Source organism: Luteipulveratus mongoliensis, from assembly GCF_001190945.1.
Taxonomy (GTDB): Bacteria; Actinomycetota; Actinomycetes; order Actinomycetales; family Dermatophilaceae; genus Luteipulveratus; species Luteipulveratus mongoliensis.
Genome location: NZ_CP011112.1, coordinates 3785139 through 3805589, shown reverse-complemented (window position 1 = coordinate 3805589; position 20451 = coordinate 3785139). Strand labels below are relative to the sequence as shown.

The following is a 20451-nucleotide window of genomic DNA, read 5'->3' as shown; positions in this document are numbered from 1 at the left end:
ACTACAGTTGTCGCCATGTCGTCCCCCTCACGCAGCGTTGCCCTGGTCACTCTGGGCTGCGCCCGCAACGAGGTCGACTCCGAGGAGCTGGCCGGCCGGCTGTCCGAGGAGGGCTGGGTCCTCGTCGACGACGCGGCGCAGGCGGACGTCGCGGTGATCAACACCTGCGGGTTCGTCGAGCAGGCCAAGAAGGACTCCATCGACGCGCTGCTGGAGGCCAACGACCTCAAGGAGACGGGTCGCACCCAGGCCGTCGTCGCGGTCGGGTGTCTCGCCGAGAGATACGGCGAGCAGCTGGCCGCGCAGCTGCCCGAAGCCGATGCGGTGCTCGGATTCGACTCGTACCAGGACATGTCCGGCCATCTCACCGCGATCCTGGGCGGTCACGCCCCGGCGTCGCACACGCCTGGTGACCGGCGCAAGCTGCTGCCTCTGTCCCCGGCCGAGCGCCAGAACGGCGACGTCGCGCTCCCCGGCCACGGGGACGTACGACGACCCGAGGACGTGTCGGTCGCGTCACCTGCCTCTTCGCCGCGGGTCATTCGTGCGCGACTGGACGGCCGACCGTGGGCGCCGCTGAAGATCGCCAGCGGCTGTGACCGCCGGTGCGCGTTCTGCGCGATCCCGATGTTCCGTGGCGCCTTCGTCTCGCGGCGCCCATCCGACGTCCTCGCTGAGGCGCGCTGGCTGGGCCAGCATGACGTCAAGGAGATCTTCCTCGTCAGCGAGAACTCCACGTCCTACGGCAAGGACCTCGGCGATCTGCGGCTGCTCGACACGATGCTTCCCGAGCTGGTGGCGGTCGAGGGCATCGAGCGGGTGCGGGTGTCCTACCTGCAGCCCGCCGAGATCCGGCCCGACCTGCTCGACGTGATGACCCAGACGCCCGGCGTCGTGCCCTACTTCGACATCTCCTTCCAGCACGCCTCGGAGCCGCTGCTGCGCCGGATGCGGCGGTTCGGCTCGCGTGAGTCGTTCCTGACGCTGCTGGAGCAGGTGCGAGAGCGCAGCCCGCTGGCCGGCATCCGCTCCAACGTCATCGTCGGCTTCCCCGGCGAGACCGAGGACGACATCGCCGAGCTCGAGTCGTTCCTGACCCACGCTCGCCTGGACGTGGTCGGCGTGTTCGGCTACTCCGACGAGGACGGCACCGAGGCCGAGTCGTACGCCGACAAGCTCCCCGATGACGAGGTCGCCGCGCGACTGGAGCACATCCGTACCCTCGTCGAGGAGCTCAACCTGCAGCGCGCCGAGGAGCGCGTCGGCGAGACGCTGGACATCCTGGTCGAGAGCCTCGGCGATGACGACGACGCGCGCCCGGTCGGCCGGGCGGGTCAGCAGGGCCCTGACGTCGACGGCGTGACCTACCTCGAGACCTCTGCCCAGCTCGCAGTCGGCGACGTGGTCTCCGCCAAGGTCGTCGCGACGGAGGGCATCGACCTGGTGGCGGAGGCACGATGAGCCACGGGCCGGCGATGATCCCGGACCCGGCCGCCGAGCCGAGCAGCGGCGTCAGCAACTGGAACGTCGCCAACTACCTGACCGTGCTGCGCATCGCGCTGGTGCCGGTGTTCGGGTGGTTGCTGCTGGCGGACGAGGGCGAGTCGACCGGCCTGCGGATCGCTGCCTTCGTGGTGTTCACCATCGCCTCGATCACCGACCGCATCGACGGCGACATCGCCCGGGCGCGCGGTCTGGTCACCGACTTCGGCAAGGTCGTCGACCCGATCGCAGACAAGGCGCTCATGGGGATGGCCCTCGTCGGGCTGTCGATCATCGGCGAGGTGCCGTGGTGGATCACGATCATCATCCTGGTGCGCGAGCTGGGCATCACCGCCCTGCGCTTCGCGGTCATCAGGCACGGGGTCATGCCCGCGAGCCGTGGCGGCAAGCTGAAGACCGCCCTGCAGGCCTTCGCCATCGGACTGTTCGTGCTGCCGCTCGGTGGCTTCCTGCACGTGGTCGCCTGGATCGTCATGATCGCGGCGCTCATCGTCACGGTCGTCACCGGTGTCGACTACGTCTTCCGTGCCGTACGCCTGCGCCGGACCAGCGAGCGCACCCTCGCTCGCAAGGCGAGGCGGAGTGCCTGACGTCGTCGCACTGGTCGGCTCTCTCACGGCTGCCGGCCAGACCGTCGCCACGGCCGAGTCATTGACCGGGGGCCTGGTCGCCGCTCGGCTGACGTCCGTGCCGGGGTCCAGCGCGGTCGTCCGCGGGGGAGTCGTCTCCTACGCGACGGACGTCAAGCAGTCCGTGCTCGGCGTGGACGCTGACCTGCTCGCTCGTGGCGGTGCCGTCCAGGAGGGCGTGGCCCGTCAGATGGCCGAGGGCGTACGCCGGCTGCTCGCCTCCACCTGGGGTCTCGCCACCACGGGTGTGGCGGGCCCAGACCCGCAGGATGGCCAGCCCGTCGGGACGGTCTTCGTGGCGGTGGCCGGACCGGTCGGCGTACGGGCGCAAGCCCTTGCGTTGACCGGCGGGCGTGAGGACATCCGGTCGGCGACCGTGGACGCAGTGCTGGCCCTGCTGCTGGAGTCCGCGCAGCCCTGATCCGGTTCACAGGGAATGCGGTCGGTACCGTGGATGAGCTCGGCGGGGCCAAGGCCCCGCCGCATCCATGAACTGCCCCGGAGCCGAGGACGTTGAATGAGCGCCACCAGTACGACTGCCACTACGCCGCGTGAGCTGACCGTCAGAGGGATCATCCTCGGTGGCGTCATCACGCTGGTCTTCACGGCAGCCAATGTCTACCTGGGGCTGAAGGTCGGCCTGACGTTCGCGACGGCGATCCCGGCAGCCGTCATCTCGATGGCGCTCCTGCGCCGCTTCGGCGGCACCACCATCCAGGAGAACAACATCGTGCAGACGGTCGCCTCGGCGGCCGGCACGCTGGCCGCGATCATCTTCGTGCTGCCCGGCCTGATCATGATCGGCTGGTGGCAGGACTTCCCCTACTGGACGACCGTGCTGCTGTGCGCCATCGGCGGCACGCTCGGAGTGATGTACTCCGTGCCGCTGCGACGGGCACTGGTCACCGGCTCGGATCTGCCCTACCCGGAGGGCAAGGCTGCGGCCGAGGTCCTCAAGGTCGGGCTGGGTGAGGACGACAGCGCCGAGCGCAACGCCCGCGGTCTGCGAATGATCATCAAGGGCGGGCTGGCCGCCGTCGCCTTCAACCTCATGACATCGCTCAAGGTCGCGAGCAGCGAGGTCACTGCCGCGTTCAAGATCGGGTCCGGAGCCACTGCTGCATCAGCCAGCCTCTCGTTGGCGCTCATCGGTGTCGGTCATCTCGTCGGCCTCACGGTCGGTATCGCCATGCTCATCGGGATGGTGATCTCCTGGGCCGTGCTCGTGCCCTCGTTCACCTCCGGCGATCTGTCGGCCGGCGGTGCGATCGCCGACATCGTCGACAAGACCTTCAGCGAGGAGGTGCGCTTCGTCGGCGCCGGAACCATTGCCGTGGCGGCGATCTGGACCCTGCTCAAGATCATCGGCCCGATCGTCAAGGGCATCCGTGAGTCCGCGGCATCGACCCGCGAGCGCCAGGCCGGCGAGCAGGTCGAGCTCACGGAGCGCGATCTGCCGATCACGGTCGTCGGCGGCACGATTCTTCTTTCGCTGCTGCCGATCGGCCTGATGCTGTGGCTATTTGCGCGTGACACCCACCTGCAGGACAACCTGTTCCTCACGATCGCCCTGAGCCTGATCTTCGTGCTGGTGATCGGTGCTGTCATCGCCGCGGTCTGCGGCTACATGGCCGGTCTCATCGGTTCGTCCAACAGCCCGATCTCGGGCGTCGGCATCGTCGTCGTTCTCGCGGCAGCACTGCTGATGGTGCTCGTCCACGGACGTGAGGGCGACGCCAAGCAGACGACCGCCCTGGTCGCGTACACCCTGTTTGTCACCGCCGTGGTGTTCAGCATCGCGACCATCTCCAACGACAACTTGCAAGACCTCAAGACCGGACAGCTGGTCGGCGCCACGCCGTGGAAGCAGCAGGCCGCCCTGGTCGTCGGCGTGGTGTTCGGCTCGATCGTGATCGCGCCCGTGCTCAACCTGCTCAACTCGGCGTTCGGCTTCGTCGGCGCTCCTGGTGCCGGTGACGACGCGCTCGCGGCACCACAGGCCTCGCTGATCTCCGCGCTCGCCAAGGGAGTCTTCGGTGGAGACCTGCAGTGGGGGCGGATCGGCCTCGGCGCCGCCATCGGTGTCGTCGTGATCATCATCGACGAGAGCCTGAGCCGTACCACGAAGCTCGCGCTGCCGCCCCTTGCTGTCGGCATGGGGTTGTACCTGCCGATGTCCCTGACCTTGCTGATCTCAGTGGGAGCCGTGATCGGGTTCTTCTACGAGCGCTGGGCCGACCGGCGCAACGACCCGGAGCACGCCAAGCGTCTGGCCGTGCTGATGGCCACTGGACTGATCGTCGGAGAGAGCCTGTTCGGCGTCGCCAATGCCGCGATCATCGCCGGCACCGGCGAGGACGCGCCACTGGGCATCGTGGGCGACGGGTTCGAGAGCTGGGGCAAGGCCATCGGCATCATCGCGTTCGTCCTGATCGTCGGCTGGCTCTACCGCGCCACCCAGGCGTCGGTGCGTGGCGAGGAACGCACGACCGATGAGGCTGGCCTCCGCACTCCAGAGAACTGACCCCCCGATCATCGGGGTCTGATCGGTCAGGGTGAGTCGGCGGGTGGCCGGCCACGGCGGGGGAGCGGACCGGCATCGTGAGGCAACCGACCGCGCTCGCGCAGCGCGTCCCGGAGCAACAGCTCGATCTGAGCGTTGACGCTGCGCAGATCGTCTCCTGCCCACCGGGCCAGCGCATCATGCACGGCCGGGTCCAGCCGGAGCAGGACCGCCTTGCGCGGTGCCCGCTCCGGCGGCGGTGCCTGAGGCATGGTGACGTCCGCGCTCAGTGGTAGAGGCTGCCGGTGTTGACGACCGGCGTCGCCCGCTGGTCGCCGCACAGCACCACGAGCAGGTTGGACACCATCGCGGCCTTGCGCTCCTCATCGAGCTGGACGATCGACTCGGACTCGAGGCGGCCGATGGCCATCTCCACGATGGAGACCGCACCCTCGACGATGCGCTCCCGCGCAGCGATGATCGCGCTCGCCTGCTGACGCTGCAGCATCGCCTGAGCGATCTCCTGCGCATAGGCGAGATGACTGATCCGCACCTCGAGGATCTCGACACCGGCGATCACGACGCGCTGCGCGACCTCGTGTGCCAGCTCTTGGGAGACCTGGTCGGTCGACCCACGCAACGAGGTGCCCTGGCCGTTGGGGTCGTCGTACGGATGGGTCGTCGCCACGTGTCGCAGTGCGGCCTCTGACTGCACCCGGACGAAGTCGGTGTAGTGCTCGACCGCGAAGGTCGCCTTTGCGGTGTCCGCGACCTGCCAGACGATGATCGCGGCGATCTCGACCGGGTTGCCGTCGGCGTCGTTGACCTTGAGCGCATTGGTCTCGAAGTTGTTGACGCGGACCGAGACGTTGCGTCGTGTGGTGAGGGGCATGACCCACGTGAGGCCGGTCCGGCGCACCGTGCCGACGTAGCGGCCGAAGAACTGCACGACGCGCGTCTGTCCGGGCTGGATGACCACGAGCGGCGTCGCGATCAGGAAGGCCAGCACGATCAGCACGACTCCCACGGGTGGCAGCCCGGTGCCGAAGCACACTGCGGCGCCCACCGCCAGAGCAAGCGCGACGAGCAGCGCCAGGAAGCCGTTCATGGCCCAGGCGGAGTGCTCGTCGATGTCGACCCGCATGCCCTGGTGGCCGACCGGTCGGCCGGACGGGAGCTGCTCCTCAGGGCCGCGGCCGGAGTCGCCGTACGCCGGCCCCCCAGGTCCGCCGGGTCCGGCTGGACCGCCGGGTCCGGCTGGACCGCCGGGTCCGGCTGGACCGCGCGGTGGACCCATCGCAGCGGGCCCGGAGGGAAGGGCATGTCGGACCGGTTCGCCGACGGGGCCGGCCGGGTGACCCTGCCCATCGGTCGTCGGGATGGATCGGGTCTCGTCGTCGCTCATGGCTTCCCCTCGATAGGTGATAGCAATCTGATATCAGATTAGCGCGCCTCGGCCGCATCCGCGACAGGTGGTCCGAACAGGGAACACGGGACCCGACCCATGACGTTGTCGCCGGAGAACCGGACCTCTCTTCGGACTGCCGTCCGTGGGGAGAGGTACGGTGGACCCATCTTCGGTAGGCCGACATCGAGATCCTGAGGAGGACGCCATGATCTTGCTTCGCCGTGAGCTCGGCGACGTGCTCCGTGAGCAGCGCCAGACTCAGGGCCGCACGTTGCGTGACGTGTCGGCCTCAGCCAAGGTCTCGCTGGGTTATCTCAGCGAGCTCGAGCGTGGCGAGAAGGAAGCCTCGTCCGAGCTGTTGGCCGCGATCTGCGCCGCCCTCGGCCTGCAGCTCTCCGAGACACTGATGCTGGTGACCGAGAAGGTCGCCGTGTCCGAGGCCCTGTCGCAGCCGGTTCGTCTGCCGGTGCCGGCCAACGCCGCACCTGCCGTCGTCTCGTCTGCTGCCTGAGCCAACCCCGCAGTCACCGCGCGCCGAGTGGTCGCTGCGGCCGTCCGTCATCGTCCGGGCCGAGTCCGCCCTGACACTGGGGGCAGTAGAACATCGGTCGCTCTCGTGGCGCCGTCCCGATCGCTGACACCCTGACCGGTCCACCGCACCGTCGGCACGGGCGACCGCTGCGGGCGTGCACATAGGTCGGTTCGCGCGGGTCGCCGGTGATGCTCGGCCGACCGACCTCGGCACCGTGCTTCAGCAGCCGCTGCGCGCGTCGGACGAGGAGCTGCAGGGCGTCCTCGCTGACTGCGCTCGCCGGCTGCCACGGCGAGAGTCGTTGCACGAACAGGGACTCCGAGGCGTAGATCGTGCCGAGACCGGCCAGGTTGCGCTGGTCCAGCAAAGCAGCGCCGAGGGATTGCGCGGACCGGTGCAGGTTGTCGACGGCGACAGACTCCTGCCAGTCCGGACCGAGCAGATCTGGACCGAGATGGCCGACGACGGTCGACTCCTGAGCAGTGTCAACGACATCCAGCATGCCGAGCTGCCAACCGAGTGCCGCCCACTCAGTGGTGGCCAGCGCGGCCCGCAGGTCGGGGGAGCGCAAGACACCTGGCCGGACCTGGTCCCGACGCTCCACCCACCAGTGGCCTTCCATGCGCAGATGGCTGTGGATGGTGGCGCCACCCTCGAGCCGGTGCAGCAGATGCTTGCCTCGGCTGATGACCTCAGTCGTACGCCGGCCGGTCAGGTCGAGCTCGGACAGCCCGGACCACCGCAGGTCAGCGACGACCAGTGGCTCATCGACGAGAGCGTGGTGGAGCCGCCGCGCGGTGCGCAGCAGGACATCGCCCTCAGGCATATCGGCGCAGAATCACGGAGCAGAGCTCCTCAGCTGTGAGGGAAGATGCCCATCTCCGCGGATGGCAGGCGACACAGCGAATACCGAGCACAACATGTCCGAGATCCAGATCTACGGCCGTCACTGATCGGCTGGGGAGTCGTCGGTGTCCAGGAGCCATGCCTCGACTCCGGCGACGTGTGCTGCAGCGGCAGTTGCGGCGAGATCAGCGTCGCCGCGCTCCAGGGCGCGGTAGATGAGCAGGTGCTCGGCGTGCATGCGCTCCATCGCGTGTGCGTCAGTCAGCCCTCGACGCTTCCGCGCGGCAGTGGTACCACCAGCCACGGTGCGTAGAACGGCCGCCAGCACCTGGTTGCCGCCAGCGTCGGCGATCAGGCGGTGGAACGCGAGGTCGGCGGCGATGCGTTCATCGAGGTCCAGGGCCGAGTCCATCGTGGCCATCAGCTCTCGCAGCTCGGAGAGCTGCTCAGCGGTAATTCTGCCGGCCGCCTTACTCGCAGCCAACGCATCGAGCACCCGGCGGGTCTCCATGACCTCCCAGACGTTGCGATGCCGCAGGAGTTCGAGCACGAACGAGGAACCATCGAGCAACACCTGCGGCTGTAGATCCGTGACGTACGTACCTGCACCCACTCGGGACTCCAGGACACCCATCGACGACAGAGTCCGCACCGCCTCGCGCACGCAGTTGCGGGACATCCAGAACCGGGTCGACAGCTCCCGCTCGGTCGGCAGCCTGTCGCCGGGGCCGAGTTCACCGGACAGGAGCATGGCCTGGATGCGATTGATCGCATCCTCCGTCTTGCCGGTCAGCCGTGGCTGGTGCGGACCCGCACTCGGGTCGGGTCCGGCGCCTTCATCTGCTTTGGTCATCGCCCCTACTCTGTGGTCGTCGATCCGGGTGGTGGGCCACGTCGGACTATTGTCCTCCCCCCTCCGACAGGCTCACCGGAGGCTCGCCACTCACCAAAGGCTGGATCGCGCGAACCAGAGGCCAGGTCGCTGGTCCTACCAATCTTCTGCCACTCGTGAGCGGGGTGCTCAAGAAGCGCAGGAAATAGCGTACCTCGCCTGGCGGGACTGGCTTGCATGTGACACATTGGTCCTTCCAATGATTGCCGCCTCAGGAGCGACGTGACCATGACCGCCAACGCAGCAGCATTGACAGACCGTCGGCTCACGATCGCGGCGGTGCGTCCTGTGCTGCTCTCGGCGGTCTACCCGCCTGGCGCCGAGCTGACCTGGGTGGGCGGGGTGATCCGCTCCTGGGACGCGGCCCTCGTCGAGGTCACCTTGACGGACGGCAGCACGGGCCTCGGCGAGGTCGGCGCCGGCATCATGGCCACGCCCGCGGTCCCGGGCATCCTGGACGCGCTGCGCCCGTACATCGAAGGTCAGCGCTTCCCAGACCCGCTACTGGTGGGCGATCACCTACGCGCCCGAACCGCGTTCTGGGCTAGGGGTGGGATCGCGAGCGGCACTATCGGGGCCATCGAGGCGGCCTGCCTCGATGCCGTTGGCAACCGCCTCGGCCTGCCGGCCTACGAGTTGCTTGGAGGACAGCGGCAGGATCGGATCGAGGTCTATGCCAGTGGCGGGCTCGGGACCACGTTCGAACAGGTGGCCGACTGGGCCCTGGAGCAGGTGCGCCGCGGGCTGCGCACGGTGAAGTTCCGCGCGATGCGTGATCCCGACACCACCATTGAGCTGATGCGGCATGTCGTGCCGCGCCTTCCGGCCGGCACGCGCTTCGTTCTCGACGCGGTGCAGGGCTGTGCTGCCGAGCCATGGTCTATCCCGGATGCGATCCGGGTCGGCGCCGTGTGCGCCGAGCTGGATGCCCGGTGGTACGAGGAGCCCTGCCATGCCGAGGACGTCGCCGGCTACGCCGAGGTCAGGAGAGCGCTAGACGTACCGGTTTCCGGGGTCGAGTCGCACGGCACCGTTCATGACTACGAGACACTGATCGGCGCGGGCGGAGTCGATATCGTCCAGCCGGACGTCTCCTTCGTCGGCGGGCCGTCCGCGTTCGCCAGGGTTGCCGATCTCGCGGCGTCGCACGGGCTGGCCTGCGTGCCCCATGTCTGGGGCAGCGGGGTCACACTGATGGCCAATCTGCACGTCTGCGCAAGTCATCCGAAGGTGCGACTGTTCGAGTACTGCACGCTGGACAACCCGCTGCGCGACGCGCTGATCATCGCGCCTCCGCAGCTGATCGACGGGCACCTGCTGGTCCCAGCTGCACCGGGCTTCGGCGTACGCCTCGCCGAGGACGTCGAGCGGCGGTTCCCCTTCCAGCCGGGCAACGGCCATGTGATCGGCCCAGCGCAGGAGCTGGCCGGATGACCACCGGGTTCGTGGCAGAGCCGGGCGACGAGCGGCTCACGTCGGCGATCCTGTCGGATGCCCTCGACGCCGTCGGCCGCCGCCATCAGGTGCTTTCCCCAGCCATCCGCCCAGTCGTGCCGGGGATGCGCGTCTTCGGTCGTGCCGCCACTGTTCAGTTCGCTCCCACGACACTCGATTCGGAGAACCCCTACGACGAGGCGATCGACTTCATCGACGAGCTACAGGCAGGCTCCGTCGCCGTGGTTGCCACGGGCAACAGCAGTCGATCGGCCTTCTGGGGCGAGCTGTTTAGCGCAGCCGCTATCGGCCGCGGCGCGAGCGGCGTCATCACTGACGGATGTCTGCGCGACACCCCCAAGATCGCAGACCTGGGCTTTCCCGCATTCACCCGTGGCAACCGACCGATCGACTATCGCGCCCGGATGCGCGTGGTCGCCCAGGCGGAGCCCGTCATCCTGGACGGCGTCACTGTGCAGCCAGGAGATCTGCTCCTGGCTGACGACGACGGCATCGTGGTGATTCCCCAGGGAGCCGAGCACGAGGTACTCGAACGCGCCCGTGCGCGGGCAGTCGCCGAGAGGCGTGTGCTCCACGAACTGCTCGCCGGCGACGGCCTGCGGGCCGTCTGGCGACGCCACGGCATCCTGTGACGCAGGCAGCAGGCGCTGGGCCGGTGCCGCGAGTGCGCTAGGTGATGATCTTGAAGCCGTCGACGGTGAAAAAGGCCGCATTGCCCACGTTGGCCACGGCCAGCGTGTGCTGCCCCGCCGGCAGGTTGCGAACGCCGTAGATGACGGTCCGCGGCTGGTAGGTGCCGTCGGAGCTCCGCGCAGCGTACTCGCCCTTGTCGACGCCGTCGAGCGTGACCTGCGCGGAGGACGTGTCGTCATGCTTCGGTGCGTAGTAGTCGATCCCGGTCCCCGTGAACGTGATCGTTGCGCTGTCGCCGGTGGTCAGCGTGTAATGCACGTCGTCGTTGTGGTCGCCGAGGGATCGTCCGGCGCTGACCTGCCAAGCCCCGGTGTAGGTGATCTGGCTGCTGTCGTCGTTGATGATGCTCGGGTCCGCGGGTGCCGACATGTTGGTGACCAGGGTCAGGAGCTCCTCGGGTGTCCCGCGGCCCTCCCGGTACCTGGTGAGACCGGCCGCACTGATCTCGGCCTTGAACCGCTCGAGCCTGTTGTCGCGATCGGGATCCCAGTCGATCCCGCGCTCCGCCGCGATCCGCAGGTACTCGTTGCTGCGCATCAGGACCACGTAGTCCACCCCCAGCCGGAGTGCCTGCACGCGCTTGGCGAAATCGGGATGCCTCCGGACGGTGTCGGAAGCGCGCGCCATCAGGACGTCGGCGTGCCGCATCGTGTCGAAGTTCAGGAACTCCGCCTTGACCGAGTCGTACAAGGTCAGGCCGCTCTTGCTCCGATTGACTGATTCCCTCATCAACCGCATGTATAGGTAGATGAGGGAGCTCGCCGGCCCGTAGTAGCCCTTGAGGAACTCCCTGATCAGCGGATCGACGTCGAGATGGGGCTCCCACAGCAGCCGACTGAGAACCCACACACGGAGGTTCACGAACTCGGAGCCGCGGGCGTCCCACGCCGACTGACCGAGGTACCCCTGCGCGGCCGGATATCTTGCCAGCCCCCTGATGCTGTCGGCGACCGTCCACCAGTCAGGGAAGGGCTGGATGTAGCAGGAGAAGTTGGTGACGTAGTCCCAAAGGACGACGTCCTTGGCGATCCCGCACCAGTCCCGGATGTGGCCGCCGCTCTTCTGGTTGCTCCCGGTGAAGTGCGACTCGGCGAAGTTCGCCTCGATGGGTGCGATGGTCATGACAACGCCGTCCGCCGGGGCGATCCCGGTCGGCGGGGGAAAGCTGAACAGGTAGGCCTGCGTGCTGAGCCGAGCCTGCGGGACCTGCTTGCGAACGCGAGATACCACGTCGTTGACCAGGTCGAGGACCGGCGCGGACAACGCGCCACCATGCTGGTCCGCGAACGCCCGGCTGGCCGCGTCCGGCGTCCAGCCTGCGTCCTGCTGCTCGAAACCGAAGGAGGGATCCTCGCCACGGGCCATCCGCTCCTTCAGCGTCTTGATCAAGGAGTCCGCGGCCATCGACCGCGTCTTGGGGGCCATGCACTGCAGCTGGCCGCCGGCCCAGAGGCTCTGATCCGGAACCATCACATGGAAGTTGCCGCCGAACGGGTCCGCCGGCCAATAGGGCGACCAGGTGTTGATCGACGCCGGCGCGGGTGGCGCGTCGATCTGCCCGTCGTCCCAGCCACGGGCTCCGTTGAGGAGATTGTGCTGACGGTAAGCAGGGTCGCTACCGCTACCCGCCAGGATCTGGCGATAGCGGAATCGGGGTACGTGATCGCCGTTCAGCTTGTCGGACGCCACGTCGAGGGTCACGGCGTGCGGGATTGTCGTGGCGTCGGCGGCGAACCAGCGGACGCCGAGCAGCCGGTCAAGCACCCAGTACGCCCCGTACAGCGTCCCGCGAGGATGGGCCCCGGCGATGAACACCGTCGACCCGGTCGTCCGCAGCGCGAAGCCGTCCTCGCCCAGACCAGTGAAATCGATCCTGGTCGCCGTGGTCAGCGGGTTCGCCCGACCCACCACCAGCAAGGTCGAGGTGTCCGCGGGCGGTTCGTCCGCCGACACGATGTCGAAGGTGGCCGAGGTAATGCCATGCAGATACGACGCCAGCTCCTCAGCGGCTTGGCGCACCACCAGGCCTTCGGCGGCCCCGTGATAGATGCGGTACGCCGTACGCCCCTTCCGCGCGAGCCGGATCGGCCGTCTTGCAGGGGACACAGCGGCCGCGGCAGTCTGCGGCTCGAGGGTCGCCCCGGCCGCGGTCACCGCAAGACCGGTCGCACCGGACAGGAATCGCCTGCGCGTCACGCCACTGGCGTTGTTGCTCGAGAAGGAATCGGTGCTCGTCATCATCTGTCTCCTCTGGCGCCCTGCCCCAAATGGCCCTACCAATCAGACTCGCTGGCGAGTGAAGCAGAGGCGTCTTGGGCCTGTCAAGAGACATGGAGTTGCGAGCGCGCCCTATCGCGTGCCAGATTGGCAATACCAATTGTCGATCTGTGGTGGGAGCATCCATGCAGGTGTCTGAGTCCGGGCTTCGCTGGTTCCAGGACGCGAAGTTCGGGATGTTCGTCAACTGGGGCAGCTACTCAGTGCTGGGCGCCGGCGAGTGGTCGATGTACGACCTGCGGAAGGTGCCGTTGGATCACTCGGCTCTGGCCGAGCAGTTCAACCCGGAGCGTTTCGACGCCGACGACCTGGTCGGGCTCGCCGCCGACGCGGGCCAGCGCTACCTCACTCATTCGACTCGGCACCACGACGGGTTCAGCATGTACGACACCGCGCTGTCTCCGTACAAGTGCACGAATACCCCGTTCAAGCGCGACGCGCTGGCCGAGGTAGCCGAGGCTTGCGCGAAGCACGAGGTGAAGCTCGGCGTGTACGTATCGTTGATCGACTGGTCGCATCCCGCCTACCGCGCTTCGCGGCGGACGGCGTCAGGCATGGCCTGGGACGACTACGTGGGATTTCTGCACGGGCAGGTCCGCGAGCTGTGCACGGGCTACGGCCCACTGGCGCAGGTGTGGTTCGACGGGGACTGGCCGTTGATGCCCTTTGACGATCCCGAGTACGCCGACTGGTTCCAGCCAGGTGGTGCCTTCGGCTATGAAGACCTCTACGGGTTGATCCACCAGCTTCAGCCCGACGCCGTCGTGCTGAACAACCGCCACGTGGAACTACAGCCCGGGGAGGATGTCCAAGGCTTCGAGAAGGACCTGCCCGGCAACAACACGTCCGGATTCAACGAGACCCTGCCCGGCGACAATCCACTGGAAACCTGCCTCACCATCAACGACTCGTGGGGTTTCCACCAGTGGGATCACGACTACAAGTCCGCCGAGGACTTGGTCCGCGTTCTGGTGCGCGCGGCAGCCGCCGGTGCGAACCTGTTGCTCAACGTCGGCCCGACCGCCGACGGCGAGGTGCCCGAACCGCAACGTCAACGGCTCGCCGCCGTAGGCGCTTGGCTGCGGGTCCATGGACACACCCTCTACGGCACCCGCGCCAGCCGGCTCCAGACCCCGCCAGGGGTGGTCAGCACCCACGCGAATGGCACCGACTTCCTCCACCTGCTCGGTGACGAGGCACCGGAGCAGTTCGTGGTTGCCGTGCCCGGCGGGGGCGAGGTCTCAGTGCAGGCGCCCCACACGATCCGCAACCTCGCCGTCACCAGCTTTGAACTCTGAGGATCACAACATCGATCGCTCGCGAGACCCTGCTCCGAGCAGGAGGCCAGGCTCGTCAGCCGTGGGAGTAGACGCCCAGCTCGGTGCCGCCGGGGTCGGTGAAGTGGAAGCGATGGCCGCCGGGGTACTCGTACGGTCCGGAGACGATGGTGCCGCCGGCGTCCACGACTGCCTTCTCGGAGGCCGCGAGGTCATCGGAGTAGAGCAGGACGAGTGGACCGCCGGGCTGGGCAGCGCGGCCGGGGTTGAGCCCGCCGATCTCGCCCTCGCCGTCCGGAGCGCAGATGCCGGCGTAGTCCGGGCCGTAGTCGTTGAAGGTCCAGCCGAACGCCTTCTCGTAGAACGCCTTTGCGGCTGCGACGTCCGGAGCGGCAATCTCGATGTAGTCGATCGTGTGATGTGTGGGTGCCATGGCTCTCAGCGTAGGAGCGTGCACCGACATGGCGACCGAGATCGATCAGGGTGTGAGGGCACCCGCGCTGAGGCCACTCTCGATGATGGCGTCGACGGTCTCGGTGACCGTGAGCTCGGACGTGTCGATCCACCAGCCCCAGTCGCGCAGCTTTTCGCGCATCTCGGCGTCCATGTGGACGAAGTGGTGCGCAACCTGCTTGTGCCGCACTGCATCTCGCGCGAGCGCGACCTCGAGGCAGGGTGCAAGGACGATGAGCGACAGCGGCCGCGCCGTGAGGTCACGCTGGAACTGCTCGACGAAGAGCGGGACCGACACCGCGTGCTCGACCACCGCGGTGAACCCGGCGGCGACGAAGTTGTCAGCAAGAGAGGCGCAGTTGCGCCAGCGCAGCGCGAGCTGGAGGTACTCCTCCTCGGGCGGCTGCTGCCCCGGCGCGACGAGACCGCGTGCGGTCAGCTCGTGCTGGATGAGGTCGCCCTCGATGCACGCGGATCGCTCGAAGCGTTCGGCCAGGGCTCGGGCCACCGTGCTCTTGCCTGCGCCCGGAACGCCGACGATCAGCACGACGCCGTGGAAGTCGGGACTCGCCATGGCTTCATGCTCGCAGGCGCAACCCCCGTGGTGTCGCGTGGAAGCCGGCTTCGGTCAGTGCGGCGGCCAGCGGGTGGTCCGAACCGAGCAGGCGGTCGCCGTCGGCCTTGGCGACGGTGAGCTGGCCGAGCGCACCTTCACGCACCGACAGGGCGAGTGCGTCGGCGGCCGCTCGTAGGTCGGCCGGGTTGTCGCTCCAGGAGAGCAAGGTCTTGCCGCCGCGCTCGACGTAGAGCACGAGTGCACCGTCGACGAGGACGACCAGCGCGCCGGCCTTGCGTCCGGGTCGGTGCCCGGCTGCGGCCGATGTGCTCGTGGCGTCGTCGGCCGCTGCGGCCCTGACCCGCTCTGGCCAGTCCAGCGCACCGCCGTAAGGGTTGGCCGGGTCGGCCGCAGCCAGGACCACAGCACGTGACTCCTCGCGGTCGCGGGGCTTCTCCCAGGGTGACGCGCTGGACACCAAGGGCCGGCTCTGGGCACGCAACCGGTCGACTGCACCAGCCGTCGCGAATTGAGACGCCCCAAGGCCCTCGACGAAGTAGCCGCGGCGCACGCGTCCGGACTCCTCAGCCGTCGCGAGCACGCGGTAGACGGACGCAAAACCACCCGAGATGCGTTCTGCGGCAACGGAACCCCGCGTTACGACACCGTGACGGTCCAGGAGGATCTCGGCCTCTGCGAGTGCGCGCACCGTCGCGCTGGGTTCGATCTCTGGCAAGGTCGACCAGCGCCCGACGCCTGTCGGCGGGCCGCTGCGGGACGGCCCCGTGGGCCGACCGCCACCGAGGCCACCCAGGCCCGCCCGACCGCCGTGTCGCGTGCGGCGCGGGCCGGAGCGGCGGGTGCGATGCGTCGTACGTCCGCCGGACAGCAGGGCGCGGATCGGCGCCAACGTGTCGGCGCTGACGCGACCGCTCCACACGAGGTCCCAGAGAGCGGTGATCAGCTCTGCGTCGTCGGTCGCGCCCACCGCATCGCTCAGGGTGCGGAAGAAGTACGCGCCGCCGCCGGCGAGACCGTCGAGGACGGCGCGATGTGACTCATCGAGCTCGAGCGTCGGGTCACCCTCGCCGAGGGTGAGATGTGCCGTGTCCGCGATGTGCAGTGACACCCATCCGTCGTCACCTGGCAGAGCTGCGTGTCCCTGCCACAGGACCTCTCCGCCGGCCATCAGCTCATCGAGCAGGCCAGGAGAGTAGCCGACCACGCGCGTCGGGAGCACGAGTGTCTCCAGCGCGCTCGCAGGCACCTGCGCTCCGGCGAGCTGCTCGACCGCACGCAGCAGCCCGTCCGCACCGCGCTGCCCCGAGCCGACGCCCTGCCACGCTGGCAGGAACCGGGCGAGGTCGACCGCGGGCACGGGCTCCACCTCAGCGCGCAGGGATGCCAGCGAGCGACGCTTGAGGACACGCAGCACCTCGGCGTCGCAGAAGTCGGTGCCGTGCTGGCCACCGCCGAGGTCGACCGGTCGCAGCTCGCCCTCGATCAGACGCCCCGCTGACACGAGACGGCGCAGGCCGTCGTGGACGACCGCACGTCCGAGCCCGAACCGAGCGGCGGCATCGTGCACCGTGAACGGACCATGGGTGCGGGCATGGCGGGCGAGCAGGTCGCCGAGCGGGTCGGCCACGGCTTCCTGGAAGGCGATGGGTACGCCGACCGGTAGAGCCACGCCGAGCGCGTCCCGCAGCCGTGCCGCGTCTTCGATCGCCGCGACGCAGTCACGCTCCGCGACCCGAACGGCGATCAGGCGTCGCGCGGTGATCAGCTCCTCGACGAAGGTGCCCACGCGCTCGACGACATCGTCGTTGGAGCGTTCGCGGATCTCATCGAGCGTGAGCGGCCCCAGCCACCGCACCAGGTCGGCGATGTCCTCGGCGTCGCGGCAGCGGCGCTCAGGGACCAGTCGTTGCAGCTCGGCCTCGGTCTGCTGGATGACGTCGCTGTCGAGCAGGTCCCGCAGCGCGGCGCCCTCGCCCTGACCGAGCAGCTCGCCGAGCAGGGAGGGATCGAGTGCGAGGGCGGCGGCCCGGCGCTCGGCCAGCGGTGAATCGCCTTCGTACAAGAACTGCGCGACATAGCCAAACAGCAGACTCTTGGCGAACGGTGACGGCGTCGTCGTCTCGACCTCGACCAGGCGAACCCTCCGGGCGGCAATGTCGCGCATCAGGTCGGCCAGCCCGGGCACGTCGAACACGTCCTGGATGCACTCGCGCACGGCTTCGAGGACGATCGGGAACGACGGGTAGCGGCTGGCGACCTCGAGCAGCTGAGCAGATCGCTGGCGCTGCTGCCACAGTGCCTGGCGTTGTCCAGGCCGTCGCCTCGGCAGCAGCAGCGCGCGGGCGGCGCACTCTCTGAATCGTGCTGCAAATAAAGCAGATCCACCGATCTCGGTCGTGACGATGTCCTGCACGTCGTCCGGGTCGAGCGCAATGATGGACATTAGGTCATCGAGCGCGGCCGGACCATCGCCCGAGTCGGAGCCGGCATCGAGGTCGAGGAGCCGGAAGACGATGCCGTCGTCGCCGTGCATGGCCTGGACATCGACGCCGAACCGCTCGCGCAGTCGTGCGGCCACACAGAGTGCCCAGGGTGCATGGAGCTGGGCGCCGAACGGTGAGTGGACGACGACGCGCCAGTCGCCGAGCTCGTCCCGGAACCGCTCGACCACGATCGCGCGGTCGTGGGGGAGATGACCGGTGGCCTCCTTCTGCTCGCGCAGATAGGCGAGCAGGTTGTCACCGGCCCAGGTGTCCAGCCCGGCCTTCGCCACCCGGGCTCGCGCCTGCTCGTCGTCGAGCGCCATCACCTCGCGGACGAACCCGCCCACAGCCCGCCCGAGCTCGGCCGGTCGTCCGAGGGTGTCGCCCTTCCAGAACGGCAGCCGCCCCGGTTGCCCCGGCGCAGGGGTCACGAGCACCTGGTCATGGGTGATGTCCTCGATCCGCCAGCTCGTGGTGCCGAGGGTGAACACGTCGCCGACGCGCGACTCGTAGACCATCTCCTCGTCGAGCTCACCGACCCGGCGCCCGGGCCCGTTGCCGCCCGCCAGGAAGACGCCGTAGAGCCCGCGATCGGGGATCGTGCCTCCGCTGGTCACGGCCAGCCACTGCGCTCCGCGCCGACCGGAGAGGGTGCCGGCCACGCGGTCCCAGACCAGGCGCGGCCGCAGCTCGGCGAACTCCTCACTCGGGTAGCGGCCGGACAGCATGTCGAGCACGGACTCGAGGATGGAGCGGGGCAGTGCGGCGAACGGCGTGGCGCGCTGGACGAGCTGTTCGAGGTCGTCGACCGCCCAGTCGTCCATCGCGCACATCGCGACGATCTGCTGAGCGAGCACATCGACCGGGTTGGCGGGCACCCTGAGCGCCTCGATGCCGCCCGACCGCATCCGCTCGACGACGACGGCGGTCTGCACGAGGTCGCCGCGGAACTTCGGGAACAGCACACCCCGAGAGACCGCACCCACCTGGTGGCCGGCGCGGCCGACCCGCTGCAGGCCGCTGGCAACACTCGGCGGTGACTCGACCTGGATGACCAGGTCGACCGCACCCATGTCGATGCCGAGCTCGAGCGAGCTGGTGGCCACGACCGCCGGCAGCCGGCCCGCCTTGAGGTCGTCCTCGACCTGCGCGCGCTGCTCCTTGCTGACCGAGCCGTGGTGGGCGCGCGCGAGGACGGCCGGCGCACCGTGGCTCTGCCCGGACTGTGCCATCAGCTGAGCTGGCGTCCCGGTCGTACGCCGAGTGGTCGCCTCGTCGTCGGGTGCGGCGGCTGACTCCTCCAACCGCTCCTGCCATATCTCGTTGAGGCGTGCAGTCAGGCGCTCGGCCAGCCGGCGAGAGTTGGCGAAGATCAGGGTCGACCGCTGCTGCACGACCAGGTCGACGATGCGTTCCTCGACGTGGGGCCAGATCGAGGCGCGCTCCTGAGGGTCGTCGGGAGCGCCGCCCGGGCCGTTGGTCTGGCCGAGCTCGGCCATGTCCGGCACCGGCACGACAACGTCCAGGTCCCACTCCTTGGTCGAGGGCGGCTGGACCGTGGTGACCGGTCGCCCGCCGCCCAGGAACCGTGCGACCTCCTCGACCGGACGCACGGTCGCGGACAGCCCGATGCGCTGAGCGGGCTTGTCCAGCAACGCATCCAGCCGTTCGAGGGTCAGCGCGAGATGAGCGCCCCGCTTGGTGCCGGCCACCGCGTGGACCTCGTCGACGATCACGGTCTCGACACCGACGAGAGCCTCGCGCGCGCTCGAGGTCAAGAGGAGGAAGAGCGACTCAGGCGTCGTGATCAGCACATCGGACGGGCGTCGCTGGAAGGCGCGGCGCTCCTGTGCTGGCGTGTCACCCGAGCGCACCGCAACCGTCACGTCAGGCTCGGGCAGCCCGAGCCGGGTGGCCGCATGCTTGATCCCGACGAGGGGCGAGCGCAGGTTGCGCTCCACGTCGACGGCGAGCGCCTTCATGGGCGAGACGTAGAGCACCCGACAGCGCGCCAACCGCTCCTGCGGAACCGGCTCGGACGCCATCCGGTCCAGGGCCCAGAGGAAGGCGGACAAGGTCTTGCCGGACCCGGTCGGTGCGACGACCAGAGTGTGCTGGCCAGAGCTGATGGCATCCCAGGCGCCGGCCTGCGCCGCCGTCGGCTCACGGAAGCTCCCCGTGAACCACGCACGCGTGGCAGGGGAGAACCGGTCGAGCACCTGGGCGGACATACCGCTCAGCCTGCCACCGGCGTACGACATCGGTAGGCCGCCCGGCATGGTCCGGGAGGACAATACTGAACGGATGACGGACTCGGAGGCTCGCCGTCGCGCGGCTGAGGCGATGCGACGTACACCACGGGGGCGATTTCTGCCCCCTCGACAGGTCCCTCTCGCAGACCTCGACGGGCCGGTCCCGATCGGCTCGGGTCAGACCAACTCGCAGCCGCGCACGGTACTCGACATGCTCGAGCTGCTTGACGTCCAGCCGGGTCAGTGGGTCCTGGACATCGGTTCGGGATCAGGGTGGACGACTGCGATATTGGCGAGGCTCGTCGGGCCGGACGGCCTGGTGCTCGGAGTCGAGCGCATCCCCGAGCTGGCCGCCTTCGGAGCACGTGCGCTCAACGCGACGGAGCAGACGTGGGCCCAGATCAGGGTCGCCACGCCTGGGACGCTCGGTCTGCCCGACGTGGCGCCGTTCGATCGGATCCTCGTGTCGGCCGAGGCCGATGAGCTGCCGGACCAGCTGGTTGAGCAGGTCGGGATCGGGGGCGTGATGGTGCTCCCGGTGCAGGGCCGGATGCTGCGGGTGACCCGCGATGAGGACGGGGTGCGGCAGGAGGAGCACGGGTGGTACCGCTTCGTGCCCCTCGTGCTGGACGAGCCGGGCGCATCGTGATCCGGCGAGGTTCGGCGCGGCG

The 20451-nt window shown here is 68.8% G+C and carries 17 protein-coding genes; 9 read left to right on the top strand and 8 right to left on the bottom strand.

The genetic code is table 11. The features are described 5' to 3' along the window. Positions 1–15: 15 nt before the first annotated feature. The 4 genes from rimO to VV02_RS18035 all read left to right on the top strand — a co-directional run bounded on the left by rimO (position 16) and on the right by VV02_RS18035 (position 4656). Positions 16–1461 (top strand): 30S ribosomal protein S12 methylthiotransferase RimO, encoded by a 1446-nt coding sequence (gene rimO / locus VV02_RS18050; protein ID WP_052593742.1) that lies wholly within the window; start codon positions 16–18, stop codon positions 1459–1461. After that, complete coding sequence (gene pgsA, locus VV02_RS18045; RefSeq protein WP_157063449.1) at positions 1458–2093, top strand: CDP-diacylglycerol--glycerol-3-phosphate 3-phosphatidyltransferase; 636 nt, start codon at positions 1458–1460, stop codon at positions 2091–2093. The genes rimO and pgsA overlap by 4 nt, the downstream gene beginning before the upstream one ends. After that, positions 2086–2553, top strand: a complete 468-nt coding sequence (locus tag VV02_RS18040) for a CinA family protein (RefSeq protein WP_052593740.1) — start codon at positions 2086–2088, stop codon at positions 2551–2553. Before pgsA ends, VV02_RS18040 begins: the two co-directional genes overlap by 8 nt. Positions 2554–2649: 96 nt before the next feature. Next, the gene (locus tag VV02_RS18035) at positions 2650–4656 is read left to right on the top strand and encodes an OPT family oligopeptide transporter (RefSeq protein WP_052593739.1); all 2007 of its coding nucleotides are present in this window, start codon (positions 2650–2652) and stop codon (positions 4654–4656) included. Positions 4657–4682: 26 nt separating this feature from the next. On the opposite strand, the gene VV02_RS18030 is transcribed toward VV02_RS18035, so the two are convergent. Together VV02_RS18030 and VV02_RS18025 are read right to left on the bottom strand one after the other, a co-directional pair. Further along, a complete protein-coding gene (locus tag VV02_RS18030) occupies positions 4683–4907 on the bottom strand; it encodes a type II toxin-antitoxin system antitoxin (protein WP_052593737.1) in 225 nt (74 codons plus the stop codon). Positions 4908–4921: 14 nt separating this feature from the next. Next, entirely contained in the window at positions 4922–6040 is a 1119-nt protein-coding gene (locus VV02_RS18025; protein ID WP_425412278.1) for an SPFH domain-containing protein, read from the bottom strand. Between the two features lie 208 nt (positions 6041–6248). On the opposite strand from VV02_RS18025, the gene VV02_RS18020 reads away from it, so the two are divergent. Then, entirely contained in the window at positions 6249–6554 is a 306-nt protein-coding gene (locus VV02_RS18020; protein ID WP_052593735.1) for a helix-turn-helix domain-containing protein, read from the top strand. Between the two features lie 13 nt (positions 6555–6567). Here the strand turns inward: VV02_RS18020 and VV02_RS18015 are convergent, their stop codons facing one another. Together VV02_RS18015 and VV02_RS18010 are read right to left on the bottom strand one after the other, a co-directional pair. Further along, positions 6568–7401, bottom strand: coding sequence for an Fpg/Nei family DNA glycosylase (locus VV02_RS18015; protein WP_052593733.1), 834 nt, complete (start codon positions 7399–7401; stop codon positions 6568–6570). 120 nt (positions 7402–7521) lie between these two features. Further along, a complete protein-coding gene (locus VV02_RS18010) occupies positions 7522–8274 on the bottom strand; it encodes a FadR/GntR family transcriptional regulator (protein WP_083450262.1) in 753 nt (250 codons plus the stop codon). 267 nt (positions 8275–8541) lie between these two features. Here VV02_RS18010 and VV02_RS18005 point away from each other — a divergent pair, with 267 nt between their 5' ends. Both VV02_RS18005 and VV02_RS18000 read left to right on the top strand, forming a co-directional pair. Beyond that, positions 8542–9747 (top strand): mandelate racemase/muconate lactonizing enzyme family protein, encoded by a 1206-nt coding sequence (locus tag VV02_RS18005; RefSeq protein ID WP_052593731.1) that lies wholly within the window; start codon positions 8542–8544, stop codon positions 9745–9747. Then, positions 9744–10400, top strand: a complete 657-nt coding sequence (locus tag VV02_RS18000) for an RraA family protein (protein ID WP_052593728.1) — start codon at positions 9744–9746, stop codon at positions 10398–10400. Before VV02_RS18005 ends, VV02_RS18000 begins: the two co-directional genes overlap by 4 nt. 37 nt (positions 10401–10437) lie before the next feature. Here VV02_RS18000 and VV02_RS17995 read toward each other — a convergent pair whose 3' ends face one another. After that, the gene (locus VV02_RS17995; RefSeq protein ID WP_169787714.1) at positions 10438–12699 is read right to left on the bottom strand and encodes a DUF4838 domain-containing protein; all 2262 of its coding nucleotides are present in this window, start codon (positions 12697–12699) and stop codon (positions 10438–10440) included. A gap of 164 nt (positions 12700–12863) precedes the next feature. Between VV02_RS17995 and VV02_RS17990 the strand changes: the two genes are divergently transcribed. Continuing rightward, positions 12864–14036 (top strand): alpha-L-fucosidase, encoded by a 1173-nt coding sequence (locus VV02_RS17990; protein ID WP_052593725.1) that lies wholly within the window; start codon positions 12864–12866, stop codon positions 14034–14036. A gap of 55 nt (positions 14037–14091) precedes the next feature. Here VV02_RS17990 and VV02_RS17985 read toward each other — a convergent pair whose 3' ends face one another. From VV02_RS17985 to VV02_RS17975, 3 genes are read right to left on the bottom strand one after another with little or no spacing between them, the layout of a single operon-like run. Continuing rightward, a complete protein-coding gene (locus tag VV02_RS17985; protein WP_157063448.1) occupies positions 14092–14448 on the bottom strand; it encodes a VOC family protein in 357 nt (118 codons plus the stop codon). 45 nt (positions 14449–14493) lie between these two features. Beyond that, positions 14494–15042, bottom strand: a complete 549-nt coding sequence (locus tag VV02_RS17980) for an AAA family ATPase (protein WP_052593720.1) — start codon at positions 15040–15042, stop codon at positions 14494–14496. Positions 15043–15046: 4 nt separating this feature from the next. Then, positions 15047–19759, bottom strand: coding sequence for an ATP-dependent helicase (locus VV02_RS17975; RefSeq protein WP_052597207.1), 4713 nt, complete (start codon positions 19757–19759; stop codon positions 15047–15049). Here VV02_RS17975 and VV02_RS17970 point away from each other — a divergent pair. Next, positions 19656–20429 (top strand): protein-L-isoaspartate O-methyltransferase family protein, encoded by a 774-nt coding sequence (locus tag VV02_RS17970; RefSeq protein WP_342667841.1) that lies wholly within the window; start codon positions 19656–19658, stop codon positions 20427–20429. The genes VV02_RS17975 and VV02_RS17970 overlap by 104 nt on opposite strands. Positions 20430–20451 lie beyond the last annotated feature (22 nt).